Here is a 15262-nt window from a genome sequence, read left to right on the forward strand (position 1 = left end):
ATAAAAACTGGCATATATTTTGAATTATTAGAGAAAAAACCAATAAATAAAATTGACTATGAAAAAAATTGTATTGACACTATTAGTACTAACAGCAGCTGTTACTACTACACAAGCTCAGGTGGAGGACACATTTCCACAGATAAGTGTATCAGGAGAAGGAACTGTAAAAGTTACGCCTGATGAAGCGGTAATAACGATTGGTGTAGTAAATACGGGAAAAGAAGCTGATGAAGTTAAAAAGAGTAATGATGAAACAGTAGACCGTGTAATGAAGTTTCTGAAAAAATCTAAGATAGATAAGAAGGACTACCAAACACAACGGGTGTACCTGAACAGAAATTTTAATTATAAAAAGCAGGATTATTACTATAATGCTACCCAAACTATAACCATACATTTAAGAGACCTTTCTATGTATGATAAGTTAATTGTTGGCTTAACCAATGCCGGTATTAACCAAATACAAGGGGTGGATTTTAAATCTTCTAAACAGGAGCAGTACGAAAGCGAAGCAAGAGTTAAAGCGGTAGCTGATGCTAAGAAAAAAGCAGAGGATTATGCAGGAGCTTTAGGTTTGAAAATAGGATATGCAAGAGTGGTGACTGATAATACACGTGCAAACTACCCCTCGCCAATGTATGCTATGGAAATGAAATCTATGGCTATGGACGGTGGTTCAGGACAGGAAACACTTGCTGTAGGTGAAATAGAAATTAAAGCAAATGTTAGTATTACATTTGAAGTGACAGGAAAATAAAATTCTTTATTTATTATATAAAAATAGTCGAACAGATGTGTTCGGCTATTTTGTTTTATATAATTAACATTTCGTTATAGGCTTTAAGCAATTGTTTTTATTAAATTTGTATCGTACACGATTTAAATATAAAATAATTGAAAAAATATGAAAACACTTTATCAAACATCAGCAACAGTTACAGGAGGAAGAAACGGGCATGTAAAAAGCCATGACGGTGTATTAGACGTGAAAGTACGTATACCTAAAGAAATGGGAGGAGAAGGAGGAGCTACAAACCCTGAGCAACTTTTTGCAGCAGGTTATGCAGCTTGCTTTGACAGTGCTTTAAACCTTATTATAAATAAAGAAAAAGTAGAAACAACATCTTCTTCGGAAGTTACCGCAACAGTTGCTATAGGTCCTAATGATGATGGCGGATACCAATTAGCCGTAAAGCTTACAGCTAAAATTCCGGGAGTTGAAAAAGAAAAAGCACAAGAACTTATTGAAAAAGCACACGCTGTCTGTCCGTATTCTAATGCTACACGCGGTAATATAGAGGTAGAACTGGAAATACAGTAAATTTTAATTCATAAATAATCTATAATTCTGTTCTCTTAGTGTTATACGTTATTTAACTTTATAAAAAACAGCAAATGGCAGCCAATAACAGTTTTTATCACTTAACAGCTAAAACTCCTAAAGGCGATACAATAGCCATGGGAGATTTTAAAGATAAAGTAGTACTTATAGTAAATACAGCTACTAAATGTGGATTATCATCACAGTTTGAGGGATTAGAGGCCCTGCACCAAAAATATAGAGATAAAGGTTTAATAGTGTTAAGCTTTCCCTGTAATCAGTTTGGCAATCAGGAACCGGAAACTAATGATACACTGGAAAAGGCTTGCCAGATAAATTACGGTGTTACTTTTCAGCTAACAGAAAAATGTGATGTTAACGGAAGCGATACACACCCTGTGTTTAAATATTTAAAGAAAGAGCTGGGCGGTTTGTTGGGAAGTAAGATAAAATGGAATTTTACTAAGTTTTTAATAGATAAAAACGGGAAGCCTTATAAACGATTCTCACCTATAACCAAACCTGATGCAATAGAAAAGCATATAAATAAGTTATTATAAGATACACACTTTACCTTTTCGCACTTTACTCATATGGAAAAAGAAATAGATCCTTTAAAACTTGAAAACCAAATATGTTTTCCTTTATATACTGCCTCCAGACTTTTAACGCAGTGCTACCAGCCTATGCTTAAAAAGTTTGGTATAACATATCCGCAGTATTTAGTTTTATTGGTTTTATGGGAAAAAGACAGTGTTAATTTAAGTTATATAGCAGAAAAGTTGTTTTTACAATCTAACACCTTAACACCTTTGTTAAAAAGGATGGAGGAGCAGGATTTAGTAAAGAGAGTCCGTTCTCATACAGATGAAAGAAGTATTGTAATTACACTTACAGAAAAGGGAAGAGAAATGAGGCAAGAAGCTGAACAAATACCGGCTTATATGGCAGAGCAGCTCCCTATAACCAAAGAAGAAGCTATGCAGATGTACAATACCCTTTATAAGATGATTGAAGGGCTTTAATAAGCCAAACGAGTAATAAAAAATAAAGCCTTACATAGCAACAGTAAGGCTTTATTTTTTTAACGTATTTAATTTTTTATAGGTATAGAAAGTAATGGTATACTTAAACCCGATGCCATTATACGGGTTTTACTTCTGTGCACTATAGACTCCCAAAAACCATATTCTCTGGGCGCCATAATAAGTAAGTTAGCATTAAAGTTTTTTATTTCTTTTCTTATTTCTTCAATCACAGCGTTAGATTCTACATTTTTATAATAATAATTAATTCCCTCAAGATGCTCATCAATTGTATTTTCTGCAAGAGAATCAGAATTTTTTTCGCTTAGTTGATTTACTTTTTCATCAACACTAAAAATTTCAATTTCACTGTTTAAATAATGTGCAATATCCTTTACTTTTTCAATAACATGCTGAGGTATTTCCTGAGGCTTATCGCAGGCAAAAAGTATTTTCTTTAAAGTATTAAACTTAGCTTCCAAAGGAACGGCAAGAATAGGTACATCAAGTATTTTAATTGCAGATGTAGTGGTGTTGCCTATAAGGTCTTGTTCAAGGCTTTTATCAACCATTCCCATCACAATCATAGCAGGATTATATTTTTCAGTTAGAGCTATCAGCTCATCTTCTATATACGCTAAAGAACTTTCAGAGATAACCTCTACCTTGTATTTCTCAGACAGTTCATTGGCTTTATTTTTTAATCGTTCCAGGTTTTTATTAAAGAGTTCTTCAAAGTTTTGTGCAGAAAGGTGTGCGTTAGATGCGTGTACGGGGTATGAAAAAGCATTGAACATTATAAGCTGTGCATTACAAACATCCGCATACGCAGCAGCATACTCTACAGCATTCTCAGCAATCTCACTGAAATCAGTAGTAGCAATAATTGTCATTCTAATATATTTTATTGGTTATAAAGATGTAGTATAAATTTACAAAATAACCAGGTACTGTTTGGTGCTTACTATGTTAATATTGAATAGTATATAGTTTATAAAATAATAGTAGTAGCAATAAAAAAAGCCCGATATAACTATCGAGCTTTTTGTGGTGGGGAGAGCAGGATTCGAACCTGCGAAGGTGAAAACCAGCAGATTTACAGTCTGCCCTCGTTGGCCGCTTGAGTATCTCCCCAAACCTTTATAAAACACATCCATTTTGCTGAATGCGGTTGCAAATATACTGTTGTTTTTTTACTAAACAAATAATATTTACAGCATTTTTTTACTTATATATTTAACCTGTTGTGTGTGAAATAAATAAAAAAATCTCCTACAGGAGATTTTTTTATTTTAAGTATATGTAAAAGGTGTTTTTACTTATTAAGTAGCTCTTTTACCTTTGCTTTTAGTTCTTCACCTCTTAGGTTTTTAGCAACTATAGTACCGTTTTCATCCAATACAAAAGTAGCAGGAATGCTTCTTACGCCATATTGTGCTGCAATAGGATCTTCCCAATGCTTAAGGTGAGAAATATGCGTCCATGTAAGGTTATCATCAGCAATAGCTTTTTTCCATGCCTCAGCATTTTTATCTAAAGATACTCCTATAATGTTAAGTCCTTTATCATGTAACTCATTATACATAGCTACTACATTAGGGTTTTCTTTACGGCATGGTCCACACCATGAAGCCCAAAAATCAATTATAGTAACTTTACCCATAGCATCTTTAAGAGAAACTGTTTGCCCTTCAGGGTTTGGAGCTGAAAAATCAGGGGCTACTTTACCTTCACTAACTTTTGCCTGAGCTTCTTCTGTTTCTTTCATTTTAGCTAGCATCTCTTCAATTTCTTTTGCATCTTTAGTTTTCTTAACTTCAGCATCAAGGTTATTGTAAAGTTCTTCAACTTCAGCACGCTCTGCATTCCCTGATCCCAGTAATTGCTTTATAATAAACACATTTACATAAGCCTTTGGGTTATTTTTTACAAACTCTTTGTTTGTAGTTTCCATATCTTTAGTAAGCGCTTCATAATCTTTTTGAAGCTTATTCATTGTAGCAGTATCATTTTCCTGTCTGGCTTTCATCATAACAGATTGATTTTCTTTCTGAAAATCTCTCATTTTATTATTATTAGCCATTGTTTTAGTATAATAATCATGTAGTTTTTCATTATTGAAAGAACCACCTTGTACTGATTTATATATAGTATCAGTATTTATGTCTATTGTTATTCTACCTCTTTCTAATATAAAGTTAGCCTTTTCCTGTGGCTTATCTTCAAATGAAATAAAGTGAAGAGAAGGTCCTGATACAGTATCTTTAAATACAAATTTACCGTTTTCAACCACAGCAGTATCTACAGGAACAAACCCCATATAACCACCTTGTTTTTCTAAGTATACCTTTTTACCGTTATAAATAGTGTCTCCAATTGTACCTGTAACTTCGTACTCATTCTCTCCAAGTGATTTTTCACATGATACAAATGCTGTTGAAGCAGCAAATAATACAAATAATAATTTTTTCATATTTTTTCTTTCAGTTGTTTACTATACTGCAAAAGTAAATTAAAAAATGGCTAGTTGCAGTTTCTGCCATAAATTATATAATCTTTTAGTTTTAAGCAGATTCAGGTGTGTTTAGCGTTGTTTTTATTCCTGTACTTTTAATACCGCCAAAACCTTTTTCTACATTTATCATATTATGATACCCTCTGCTCTTTAATATTGATGCCATAATAACAGAGCGATAACCACCTGCACAGTGAATGTAAAAATCACTATTTTTAGGTATTTCTGCCAGCTGCTCGTTTACATAATCCAGCGGAATGTTAACAGCATCTATAACATGACCGTTATTAAACTCACCGGGTTTACGTGAGTCTATTACAGGGAAATTATTTTCTTTTAAGCCCTGTTCAAAACTTTCAGGAGATATAGAACGAATACTATCGGTTTCATTACCTTCTTCTTTCCAGGTTTCTATACCACCTTTTAAATACCCTAAGGTATTATCAAAACCAACACGGGAAAGGCGTGTAATAGTTTCATATTCTTTACCTCTTGGCGTAACTAATAATAGTGGCTGATTTACATCCATTATTAATGCCCCAACCCAAGGAGCAAAAGCACCGTTGATACCAATAAAAATAGAGCCGGGTATATGGTCTTTTACAAATTCATCCTGAGGTCTTACATCAAGAATTAAAGCATCAGTACTTTCTGCCTTTTCTTTAAATGCAGTAGGGGATAGCGGGTTAAGCCCTTTATCTAAAACGCTGTCAATGCTATCATAACCTTCTATATTCATCATTACATTTTGAGGAAAATATGCAGGCGGTTTACCCAAACCATCAAGTAACTCTTCTATAAATTCCTCTTTTGTCATATCCGCTCTAAGAGCGTAATTGGTTTTCTTTTGGTTACCAAGTGTATCAGTAGTTTCCTTACTCATGTTTTTACCGCAGGCACTACCTGCACCATGGCTAGGATATACTGTAATATCATCAGGTAACGGCATAATTTTATTGCGTAATGAATCGTACAAATGTGATGCCAGTACTTCCTGTGTTAACTCTTCTGTAAGTGATTGTGCAAGGTCCGGTCTTCCTACGTCACCAATAAATAAAGTATCACCGGTTATAATACCGTGTGTTTTATTGTTTTCGTCAATAAGCAGGTAACAGGTACTTTCTAAAGTGTGTCCCGGTGTATGTATTGCTCTTATAGTGTAATTACCTACTTTAAATTCCTGCCCGTCTTGTGCTATTAAAGCTTCAAAGTTTGGTTTTGCAGTAGGACCGTATACAATTTGTGCATCCGTTTTCTTGGCAAGGTCTAAGTGACCCGAAACGAAATCAGCGTGAAAATGTGTTTCAAAAATATATTTAATCTTAGCATTATCCTTTGCGGCTCTTTCTATATAGGGTTGCACCTCTCGTAAAGGGTCAAATATTGCAGCTTCTCCGTTGCTTTCCAAGTAATAGGCTGCCTGTGCTAAACAGCCGGTATAAATTTGCTCCAGTTTCATCTATTCTCTATAGGATTGTATAATTCCTACAAAGGTATCAAAATATGCCGTTTATACGTAAACACAGTACGGAATAAGCATGTTAAGGATTCAATTTTTATGAAGTTTTAGATTCTTTGCTATATAATAGATTAGATTTTAAAAATTTAATAATTCAAAAGAAATAAATACATAAACTTGCTATATATTTGTGTGCTTTTTTAAAGAGTGAAAAAGTATATCATTATCAGGATATAATTTTAATTATGGCTAGAGCAATTAAGCCCAGAGTGGGCATGTATGAAAACGTAAAAAATCAGTTTGAGAAAGCTGCTGAGGTTATGGGGCTGGACGAGAGTGTTAAGAAAATACTTTCTATAACCAATAACGAAATTGTAGTACACTTTCCCGTGAAAATGGATGACGGAAGTGTAAAGGTTTTTACAGGATACAGGGTACAACATAATAATGCCTTGGGTCCTTATAAAGGAGGTTTACGATACCACCCGACTGTAGATATTGATGCTGCAAGAGCATTAGCTACATGGATGACCTGGAAAACATCTTTGGCAGGGTTGCCTTACGGTGGAGGTAAAGGAGGTATACAAATAGACCCTAAGCAATACTCTCAGGCTGAGCTTGAAAGAATTACAAGAAGGTTTACTTATGCTCTTGGTGATAATATAGGACCGGAACACGATATTCCTGCTCCTGATGTTAATACTAATGCGCAAATGATGGCATGGATAGCAGACACTTATATGTCTACTAAATCTCCATCAGAGCGTTCTAAAAACCAACACGTTGTTACCGGTAAGCCTGTAGGTTCAGGTGGTCTTGAAGGACGTGACAGGGCTACAGGTTTTGGTGTAGTTGTTACACTGGAGGCTTGGGCTAAACTTAACGGTACTACACTTGAAGGTAAAAAATATATAGTACAAGGGTTTGGTAATGTAGGTTACTGGGCAGCGCACTTTATGCATAAAAACGGTGCAATATTAATTGGTGTGCAGGATGCTACAGGTACATTATATAATCCTGAAGGTATAGACCCTGAAGGATTATTACGTTACCAAACAGAGAATAACACAATTATGGGCTATAAAAATATGGAAGAGTATGACTCTGACAAGTTTTTTGGTATTGATTGTGATATTATAATACCTGCTGCACTGGGTAACCAAATAACCGAAGATAATGCTGCTACCGTAAAAGCTAAAGTAGTTGCAGAAGGTGCTAACGGACCTGTAGATACTGACGGGGAAGTTATACTTTTGGAGAAAGGTGTAGATATTATACCGGATATACTGTGTAACTCAGGAGGTGTAATAGGTAGTTATTTTGAATGGCTGCAAAACCGTAATGGTGAAATATGGAGCATGGACGATGTTATTGTAAAACTTCGTAAAAAACTGGAAGATGCTTTTAACGGTGTAATAAATACATCAGTACAGTATAAAACAGATTTAAGAACTGCTGCATATATACGAGCACTTTCGCGAATAGAAATGGCATACAAACAAAGAGGAATTTTCCCATAAATAAAAAAGAGCCCAATCGGGCTCTTTTTTTATATTATATTTTAGGAGTTTTATCCTCCCATAAATTCGTCATCTCCACCACCATTTTGTTCGCCGTTACGCTGCTTTTCATTCTTTTTCATGTTAAATCTGTATGTAAATGAAAGCGTAACTTGTCTTTCTCTCCATTGTCTTTCGCTGTATGAGCTTACTTGCGGCAGGTTAGTATAAGACCTTCTTTTTCTTGAGTTAAATATATCTCTAACATTTAAGCTAAGCGTAGCTTTATCATTTAAAATATCTTTGCTTATTGCCGTGTTAGCTGCAAATATACCTTTAGTTCTTCCTTGTGGGTCATTTCTGGGACCTCTATAGAACATATTAAATTGCCAGTCTATTTTATAAGGAAGGTTTATTTTTGAGTTTACTCTGGTAAACCATCCGTATGCTACGTTGTCAAAGTTTTGTGTTACAACATTATCCTGAAAATCAGTATAAGTATAATCTCCATCGGTTTCATTTCTGTAAAAATTAAAGTTACTTACAAGTCTCCACCACCTATAAGGATTATAATTTATATTGAACTCAAAACCAAAGCGGTATTCTTTTGCAAGGTTTATAGGCGTAGTTAAAATTACAGGAGTACGTATATCTTCGCCACCTATAACTTCTACAACTTCGTTATTTTCATTTACAATATCCTCACCATCTATTACCTGAGTTACAAAATCGCCCGACTCTCTACGTACAAACTGGTAAGAATCATCTGTTATGTTAATATAAGCTGAGCTGCTAAAAGTAACTTGATTCCATTTTTTTAAATACCCTAAATCAAATGCATTAGTCATAGAAGGGTCTAAGTCAGGATTACCTGTAAATATATTTATATTACTGGCAAGGCTGGAAAAAGGATTTATAAAGAAACCTCTTGGACGATTAATTCTTCGGCTGTAGCTAATACTGGCACTGCTTCCTTCTGAAAACTCGTAATTAAGGAAAGCACTTGGGAAAAAGTTATTATACTTTTTATTATTGTAATCATTTTCATCAAGTAAATTAACCTCAATATCAGAGTCCTCCCATCGTAAACCTAATAAATAAGAGAATTTACCAAACTTAGAACCGTATTGCGCATAAAGTGCATTTATATTCTCTTTATACTGTAACAGGTTAGTATAATTAGGGTCTGTAATCCAGTTGTTACCCTCCAGTGTTTCTGTTTTAGATTTTGTAATAAGCTCAGCAAAACTACCACGATATCCTGCTTCAAACTGGCTTCCTTCCCCAAAAGGTAAAACATAGTCAGCCTGTACTAAGCTACGGTTTTCATCTTCGTCATTTAGTGTTCTTTGGTAAGTGTTATCAACTTCAGGGGTTGTTGTGCCCAGTACTACATCATCTATTTGTGCTGTTTCATAATCCGTATTAGTAGCAAAAGAAGCATCTAAACGAAGTTCATGACCATCTTCATTAAACTTTTTTATAAAGTTGGTAGAAAACTGTACATTATCATCTTCCTCATCTTCCAGATTATAACGGAAACGGGTTTTATCATAAACACCGTTTGCATCAAAATAATCATAATAAGTTTCAGTTGGGTTGTTACCATCATTACTTCTTATATTTACTGAGTTTGTCCATGTAGTAGTTTTGTCTAAAAACAATTCCAACCCAAAGTTCGCAGTATATCCTTCACGTTCACGCTTGCTATCTCTTCTTTCATTTATAAAGCTGCTGGTGTTACCTTCACTGTCAAAATACTCAGAATCTGTTTTAGAATTACCGGGGCTTTTTCTGTTGTTATAGCTAAAGTTTGAAAACAGGTTAAAATTATCACTTCGGAAATTAAGCGTTGCCGAACCTCCATGGTCGGCAGGAACACCTGTATGAGCTATGAAAGAACCATTAAATCCATTAGCCTTACCTTTTTTAAGAATAATATTTATAATACCGCCACCACCTTCAGCATCATATCGTGCAGAAGGGTTAGTTATAACTTCTACTTTATCAACAGAGTCGGCAGGCAGCATTCGCAATATTTCAGCAACACTTGTACCCGCAAGGTTCGAAGGTCTGCCATCAATAAGTATAGTAACACTTTCGTTACCTCTCAGGCTTACATTACCTTCAACATCTACTGAAACTGAAGGAACATTATCAAGAACATCACTAATTGTACCGCCTTTCACAACCATATCGTTACCTACGGTATAAACTCTTTTATCAAGTTTAATTTCTACGGTAGAACGTTCTGCTTCTATCTGTACCTCATTCAGTATAGTAGCATCAGGCTCCATAATGGTAGTACCTAAATTTGTATTTTGATTTACCTGCTTGTTTTCTATTACTATAGATTTAAAGGATATAAAGTCAATTTTTATGTTGTAAGTACCCGGGGCTACCTGAATGTTATAGTTACCATCTATATCAGTAAGCCCTCCGTTTACAGTAACATTATCAGTTGTTTGTATAGTTACTGTAGCAAATTCAAGAGGCTGTTTAGAGCCTTTTTCTATAATTTTTCCGGAGATTGATACTTTATTTTGTGCAATAGCAGAGAATGTTGTTAGTAAAAATAACAACATAAAGAGCGAATGAAATTTTTTCATGTAATGTGTCAGTGTTTTATTTAAGCTATTATGACAGCTAAAACTATGCAGGGTTTAACCTGTAAACGTTAAAAAAGGTTAAAGAAATCTTAAAGTATGTCTTTTAAAGCTTCTGCAGGTCTTGCAACTACAGCTTTATTTCCATTTGTTACTATTGGGCGTTCTATAAGTTTCGGGTTTTCTACCATGACATTTATTACTTCATCATCAGTAAGTTCTTTGCCTTTATATCCATCCTTCCAAACCTGCTCATTCTTTCTAACTAACTCAATAGGAGTAATTTCCAGTTTGTTTATAAGCGCAGTAAGTTGCTCTTTTGTAAGTGTATCTTTAAGGTACAGTACTACGTTATGCGGTTTACCTGTTTCTTCCAGTAGTTGTAGTGCCTCACGTGATTTTGAGCAACGCGGGTTATGGTATATTTGTATCATTATATTCTTTTTTGCAAAGAAAACCATTAATACCGTAAAATAGAAGTATATTAGTATAAACTAACACTTTTTAAACGTACTGATGTATATAAAACAGGCATACCACAAGAACAACGATCTTGTAAAATATTTACCCATCCCTATACTTTTTTTACTAATTATTCTTCTCAATTATGTAGCCTTGTTGGTTTTACCTATAGATGTTGAAGAAATAATGCGCCAAGAGGTAGCTAAGAAAGGCGAGAACAGAGTTTTTGTAGAAACCTTAGCGCCAATGGTTATTTTTTTAATCATGTTACTGCTTTGGGTAAAATTTGTACATAAGCAAACTATTACCAGTCTTACTACTGCCAGAAGAAAGGTAGACTGGAAACGTATATTTTTTTCATTTGGTTTGTGGGGCGGTATTACCGCCGCTTTAACAGGGCTGGCATATATAACTGCTCCTGAAAATTTTGAATATAACTTTCAGCCGAAAGCCTTTGCAATATTGGCTGTAATAGCTATAATAATGGTGCCTTTACAAACCAGTTTTGAGGAATACCTTTTCAGAGGGTACTTAATGCAGGGTATAGGTATAGCAACCCATAGCAGATTGGTACCTTTAATTATTACATCAACATTTTTTGGTTTAATGCATATTGCCAACCCCGAAATTGGCAGGCTGGGCTATACATTATTACTATACTATATAGGTACAGGTTTTTTCCTAGGCATTATAACACTTATGGATGAGGGAATGGAACTTGCATTAGGTTTCCATGCTGCCAACAATCTTATTTCAGCATTATTGGTTACCTCTGATTGGACAGCGTTCCAAACACCCTCTTTACTGAAAGATATCTCCCAACCGTCGACAGGTTTTGACATCTTATTGCCTTTACTGGTAATATATCCGATACTTTTATTTATCTTTAATAAGAAATACGGCTGGAATGGTTGGAAAAATAAGCTAACCGGGCGTATAGATTTTACCGGCAACGATATTACTAATACAAAATGATTGAGCGATGACTAGACTGGATTTGAATTACAATTTTGTACACCCCAAGTTTAAACTTGACGGATTTAACTTAGATAAGGATGGTCTTTGCTGTGTTGCTTACAGCATGATTAAAGAAGGTGAACCCTATGAACAGGAAATAGGGGAGTTTATTTTAGACTGGTTTGATAATAACAGTTATATACAAATGCGTACATCCGGCACTACAGGTTTACCAAAGGTTATACAAATAAGTAAACAAGCTATGGTAAACTCTGCATTAGCAACAGGCAGTTTTTTTGATGTTCAGCAAGGAGAGAAAGCATTGCTTTGCCTTCCCGCAGAATATGTAGCCGGAAAAATGATGATAGTAAGAGCTTTTATTTTAGGTTGGGAGCTGGATATAGTGGAACCAAGTACCACTCCGTTAGAAAATGTATCGGAAGTATATAACTTTTCTGCAATGGTTCCGTTACAGGCGCAAAACTCTATAGATGATTTACATAAAGTAAAGAAGCTGATATTAGGTGGAGCTAAAGTAAACAGCGCCTTGGCAGAAGACTTAAAGGAAGCACCTACTGAAGTATATGAAACATACGGTATGACTGAAACTGTTACTCATATAGCCGCTAAAAAAGTAGGAGAGGAGGCTTTTACCGTATTACCGGGCGTAAAAGTAGCGCAGGATGAAAGAGGTTGTTTAGTAATAGATGCTGCAAGAGTAGCAGAAGAACCTATAGTTACAAATGATGTAGTAAAAGTAATAGATGACAGCCATTTTGTATGGTTAGGTCGTTATGATAATGTAATAAACAGTGGAGGGGTTAAACTTTTCCCTGAGCAGATAGAAGAGCGCCTTTCAGGTAAAATAGATAACCGCTTTTTTGTAAAGGGTGTACCCGATGCTAAACTTGGTGAAAAACTGGTTTTAGTGGTAGAAAGTGAACCTTACACCATAGATAACAAAGTGTTTAAGGCACTGGATAAATTTGAAAAACCAAAAGAAATATTATTTGTAGAAAAGTTTGCCGAAACACCTTCGGGTAAAATTATACGCGATAAAAGTATGGTAATGGCTTAAAGCTTTTCAACTTTTATATAAAACTCATTTTTTAAGACCTCAACATCTTTGTTGAGGTTTTTTATTTTTACTGATGATGTTTGCCAGTTATTTGTTCCGTTAAGTCGTACTTCTTTATCCTTTATTTTTAAGGCTATAGGTATAGTAAAGTTTTCTACATCAGTCACCCAACGGTATTGCAATTTGTTACCCTCTTGACGTAATTGTAGTTTAGGGATTCTTCTGTATTGTAAGTACTGATTAAACACGGGAGTTAAATTCATTCCACTTTCCTTATTAAAGAATGCTATAACTGTTTCCCCACTAATAACTTGTTTTTTGTAAGTGTTGGCAAAGTTTAAAATTAAACTCCACCATTTTTCATCATCGTTAATTATATGGCGAATGGTATTCAGCATTAGTGCACCTTTATAGTACATATCACTTGAGCCTTCATTATTAACACCGAAAATACCGATAACAGGCTTATCGTTCATTACATTCATTCCTTGCCCGTTAATATACTTCATGGCTTTATCGTAGCCGTACAGACATTCTATATAAACGCTTTCCGCATAGGTTGTAAATGCTTCATGTATCCACATATCGGCAATATCTTTACTGGTAATACTGTTCCCAAACCATTCGTGCCCTGTTTCGTGAATAATAATAAAGTCAAACAACATACCTACACCAGTAAAGGATAGGTCGCGCCCCAAATAGCCTTTACGATACTTATTACCGTAAGCAACAGCACTTTGGTGTTCCATACCCAAGTAAGGCGTTTCTACCAGTTTATAACCATCTTTTTTAAATGGGTATTCTCCAAACTTTTCCTGAAAACATTCCAGCATTGGTTTAACTTCCTCAAAGTGGCGTTTTGCTTTTTCTTTGTTATCTCGTAAAACATAGTAATCTAAATCTAAACCGTTAAGGTTGTCGTGTATATGTACATAGTCGCCTATGTTTACGGTAACATCATAATTATTTATAGGGTTTCTTACTTCCCAGTACCAGCGGGTGTAACCATTGTTTAGATCTACGCCACCTGAGAGCCTCCCGTTTGATACACACATTAAGCCATTGGGTACCTCTACATTAACAAAAGCACCGTCTTCTGGTTCATCACTTTGGTGGTCTTTTACAGGGTACCATAAACTTGCGCCTGTGCCTTGTACGGCAACACCAATCCAAGGTTTTCCGTTATTATCTTCACTAAAAACAAAACCACCATCCCAGGGGGCATTTTTAGCAACTTTAGGGTAACCACTGTAATAAAACTTAAGAATATCCAGAGTACCTTCAAGTAAGGTTTCAGGGAAATCTATGAAAACGGCATCATAATCTCGCGTATAGGAAAGCTGTTTGCCGTTAAAAACAATACTGTCAACTTTCATGTTTTCAAATAAATCCAGTTGAATACGTTTAGTGGCAGCAGTTGTTATAAAAGCTATAGTATTATGACCACTAATGTATTTTTTATCAGGGTCTATAGTTATGCTGAGGTCATATTTACGAACATCAAAACTGGTGCGCTCCGGTCGTAAACCACCTTGCAGGCTGTCACGGCGGGTAAAGGTTTGTGCTGAAACAGTACAGGTAAATAAAAATAAGTATGTAAAAATGAACAGTAAAGTAAACCTCTTCATGTTTATAGTTTTATAATCAGTCATGAAAAGTACTAAATGTTATGGTAACATACTACTTTTTTGCAGTGAGTACTACAATTTCTCTTTCTATAGCGTTTCCGCTATTACCTACTATTTTTTCTGTTTCAAGCGTGCTGTTTAATACGATTAGTCCTGATTTTTCTAAAATTGCAATAACCGAAGGTACGCTTTGCATGGTAAAGCCATATTTAGCAAATGGAATTTTCCTCATGGTACTTTCAGGTATAAAACCGATAGACAGTATTCCTTCAGGTTGCATTACACGTGCTATTTCAGTAGCGTAGGCTATAGGGTTTTCCCAAAAATATATGGTGTTTACAGTAAACACTTTACTAAATATATTATCTTCAAACGGAATATTTTCTCCGTTTACAAGTTGAAACGAAGTGTTATTATATTGACTATTATTTTGTTTAGCCTCAGTAATCATTGTTTCAGATATATCAATACCGAAATAAGATAGATCATTAGCTTTATTAATTAATTCGCTCACATGTTTACCATTACCGGGTCCAATTTCCAGTATAGTATCACCAATGCTAATATCAAGACTATTTATAGTTTTAGTTATGATATTAGCATTGGTGCTATTCATTACATCAGCTACTTCAATGCCCGAACTTCCGTCAGGGCATCGTAAGTGGCTGGCTAATTGTTCTAATTCTGTTTCTGTAAGCTTTTCCATATT

General features: G+C 34.9%; 14 protein-coding genes and 1 tRNA gene. 7 read left to right on the plus strand and 8 right to left on the minus strand.

The features are described 5' to 3' along the window. The first annotated feature begins 58 nt into the window (after positions 1–58). The 4 genes from IEW45_RS10660 (at position 59) to IEW45_RS10675 (ending at position 2349) form a co-directional block, all read left to right on the plus strand. Positions 59–760: an SIMPL domain-containing protein gene (locus tag IEW45_RS10660; RefSeq protein WP_188621238.1), complete on the plus strand. Its 702-nt coding sequence runs from the start codon at positions 59–61 to the stop codon at positions 758–760. A gap of 147 nt (positions 761–907) precedes the next feature. Then, positions 908–1324, plus strand: coding sequence for an organic hydroperoxide resistance protein (locus IEW45_RS10665; RefSeq protein WP_188621239.1), 417 nt, complete (start codon positions 908–910; stop codon positions 1322–1324). Between the two features lie 74 nt (positions 1325–1398). Beyond that, the gene (locus IEW45_RS10670) at positions 1399–1884 is read left to right on the plus strand and encodes a glutathione peroxidase (protein WP_188621240.1); all 486 of its coding nucleotides are present in this window, start codon (positions 1399–1401) and stop codon (positions 1882–1884) included. A 33-nt stretch (positions 1885–1917) separates the two neighbouring features. Further along, entirely contained in the window at positions 1918–2349 is a 432-nt protein-coding gene (locus IEW45_RS10675; RefSeq protein WP_188621241.1) for a MarR family winged helix-turn-helix transcriptional regulator, read from the plus strand. Positions 2350–2417: 68 nt separating this feature from the next. On the opposite strand, the gene IEW45_RS10680 is transcribed toward IEW45_RS10675, so the two are convergent. From IEW45_RS10680 to IEW45_RS10695, 4 genes are all read right to left on the minus strand, one after another. Then, the gene (locus IEW45_RS10680; RefSeq protein WP_188621242.1) at positions 2418–3242 is read right to left on the minus strand and encodes a universal stress protein; all 825 of its coding nucleotides are present in this window, start codon (positions 3240–3242) and stop codon (positions 2418–2420) included. Positions 3243–3397: 155 nt separating this feature from the next. After that, positions 3398–3483 (minus strand) — tRNA-Tyr (locus tag IEW45_RS10685). A gap of 181 nt (positions 3484–3664) precedes the next feature. Beyond that, a complete protein-coding gene (locus IEW45_RS10690) occupies positions 3665–4822 on the minus strand; it encodes a TlpA disulfide reductase family protein (protein WP_188621243.1) in 1158 nt (385 codons plus the stop codon). A gap of 91 nt (positions 4823–4913) precedes the next feature. Beyond that, positions 4914–6323: an MBL fold metallo-hydrolase gene (locus tag IEW45_RS10695; RefSeq protein ID WP_188621244.1), complete on the minus strand. Its 1410-nt coding sequence runs from the start codon at positions 6321–6323 to the stop codon at positions 4914–4916. Between the two features lie 245 nt (positions 6324–6568). Here IEW45_RS10695 and IEW45_RS10700 point away from each other — a divergent pair, with 245 nt between their 5' ends. Beyond that, positions 6569–7843 carry a Glu/Leu/Phe/Val family dehydrogenase gene (locus tag IEW45_RS10700; RefSeq protein ID WP_188621245.1) on the plus strand — a complete coding sequence of 425 codons (1275 nt, stop codon included), beginning with the start codon at positions 6569–6571 and terminating at the stop codon, positions 7841–7843. A gap of 50 nt (positions 7844–7893) precedes the next feature. Here the strand turns inward: IEW45_RS10700 and IEW45_RS10705 are convergent, their stop codons facing one another. Both IEW45_RS10705 and arsC read right to left on the minus strand, forming a co-directional pair. Further along, positions 7894–10431, minus strand: a complete 2538-nt coding sequence (locus IEW45_RS10705; RefSeq protein WP_188621246.1) for a TonB-dependent receptor — start codon at positions 10429–10431, stop codon at positions 7894–7896. An 89-nt stretch (positions 10432–10520) separates the two neighbouring features. Further along, positions 10521–10862 carry an arsenate reductase (glutaredoxin) gene (arsC, locus tag IEW45_RS10710; RefSeq protein WP_188621247.1) on the minus strand — a complete coding sequence of 114 codons (342 nt, stop codon included), beginning with the start codon at positions 10860–10862 and terminating at the stop codon, positions 10521–10523. Between the two features lie 82 nt (positions 10863–10944). Between arsC and IEW45_RS10715 the strand changes: the two genes are divergently transcribed. Both IEW45_RS10715 and IEW45_RS10720 read left to right on the plus strand, forming a co-directional pair. Then, on the plus strand, positions 10945–11865 hold the full coding sequence (locus IEW45_RS10715) for a CPBP family intramembrane glutamic endopeptidase (RefSeq protein WP_188621248.1): 921 nt from the start codon (positions 10945–10947) through the stop codon (positions 11863–11865). Positions 11866–11872: 7 nt separating this feature from the next. Beyond that, positions 11873–12925, plus strand: coding sequence for an AMP-binding protein (locus tag IEW45_RS10720; RefSeq protein WP_188621249.1), 1053 nt, complete (start codon positions 11873–11875; stop codon positions 12923–12925). On the opposite strand, the gene IEW45_RS10725 is transcribed toward IEW45_RS10720, so the two are convergent. Together IEW45_RS10725 and IEW45_RS10730 are read right to left on the minus strand one after the other, a co-directional pair. After that, on the minus strand, positions 12922–14553 hold the full coding sequence (locus tag IEW45_RS10725) for a M1 family metallopeptidase (protein WP_188621250.1): 1632 nt from the start codon (positions 14551–14553) through the stop codon (positions 12922–12924). The two genes, IEW45_RS10720 and IEW45_RS10725, sit on opposite strands and share 4 nt — an antisense overlap. A gap of 52 nt (positions 14554–14605) precedes the next feature. Further along, entirely contained in the window at positions 14606–15259 is a 654-nt protein-coding gene (locus IEW45_RS10730) for a class I SAM-dependent methyltransferase (protein ID WP_188621251.1), read from the minus strand. Positions 15260–15262: the final 3 nt, after the last annotated feature.

The organism is Flavobacterium suaedae, from assembly GCF_014642915.1.
Taxonomy (GTDB): Bacteria; Bacteroidota; Bacteroidia; order Flavobacteriales; family Flavobacteriaceae; genus Flavobacterium; species Flavobacterium suaedae.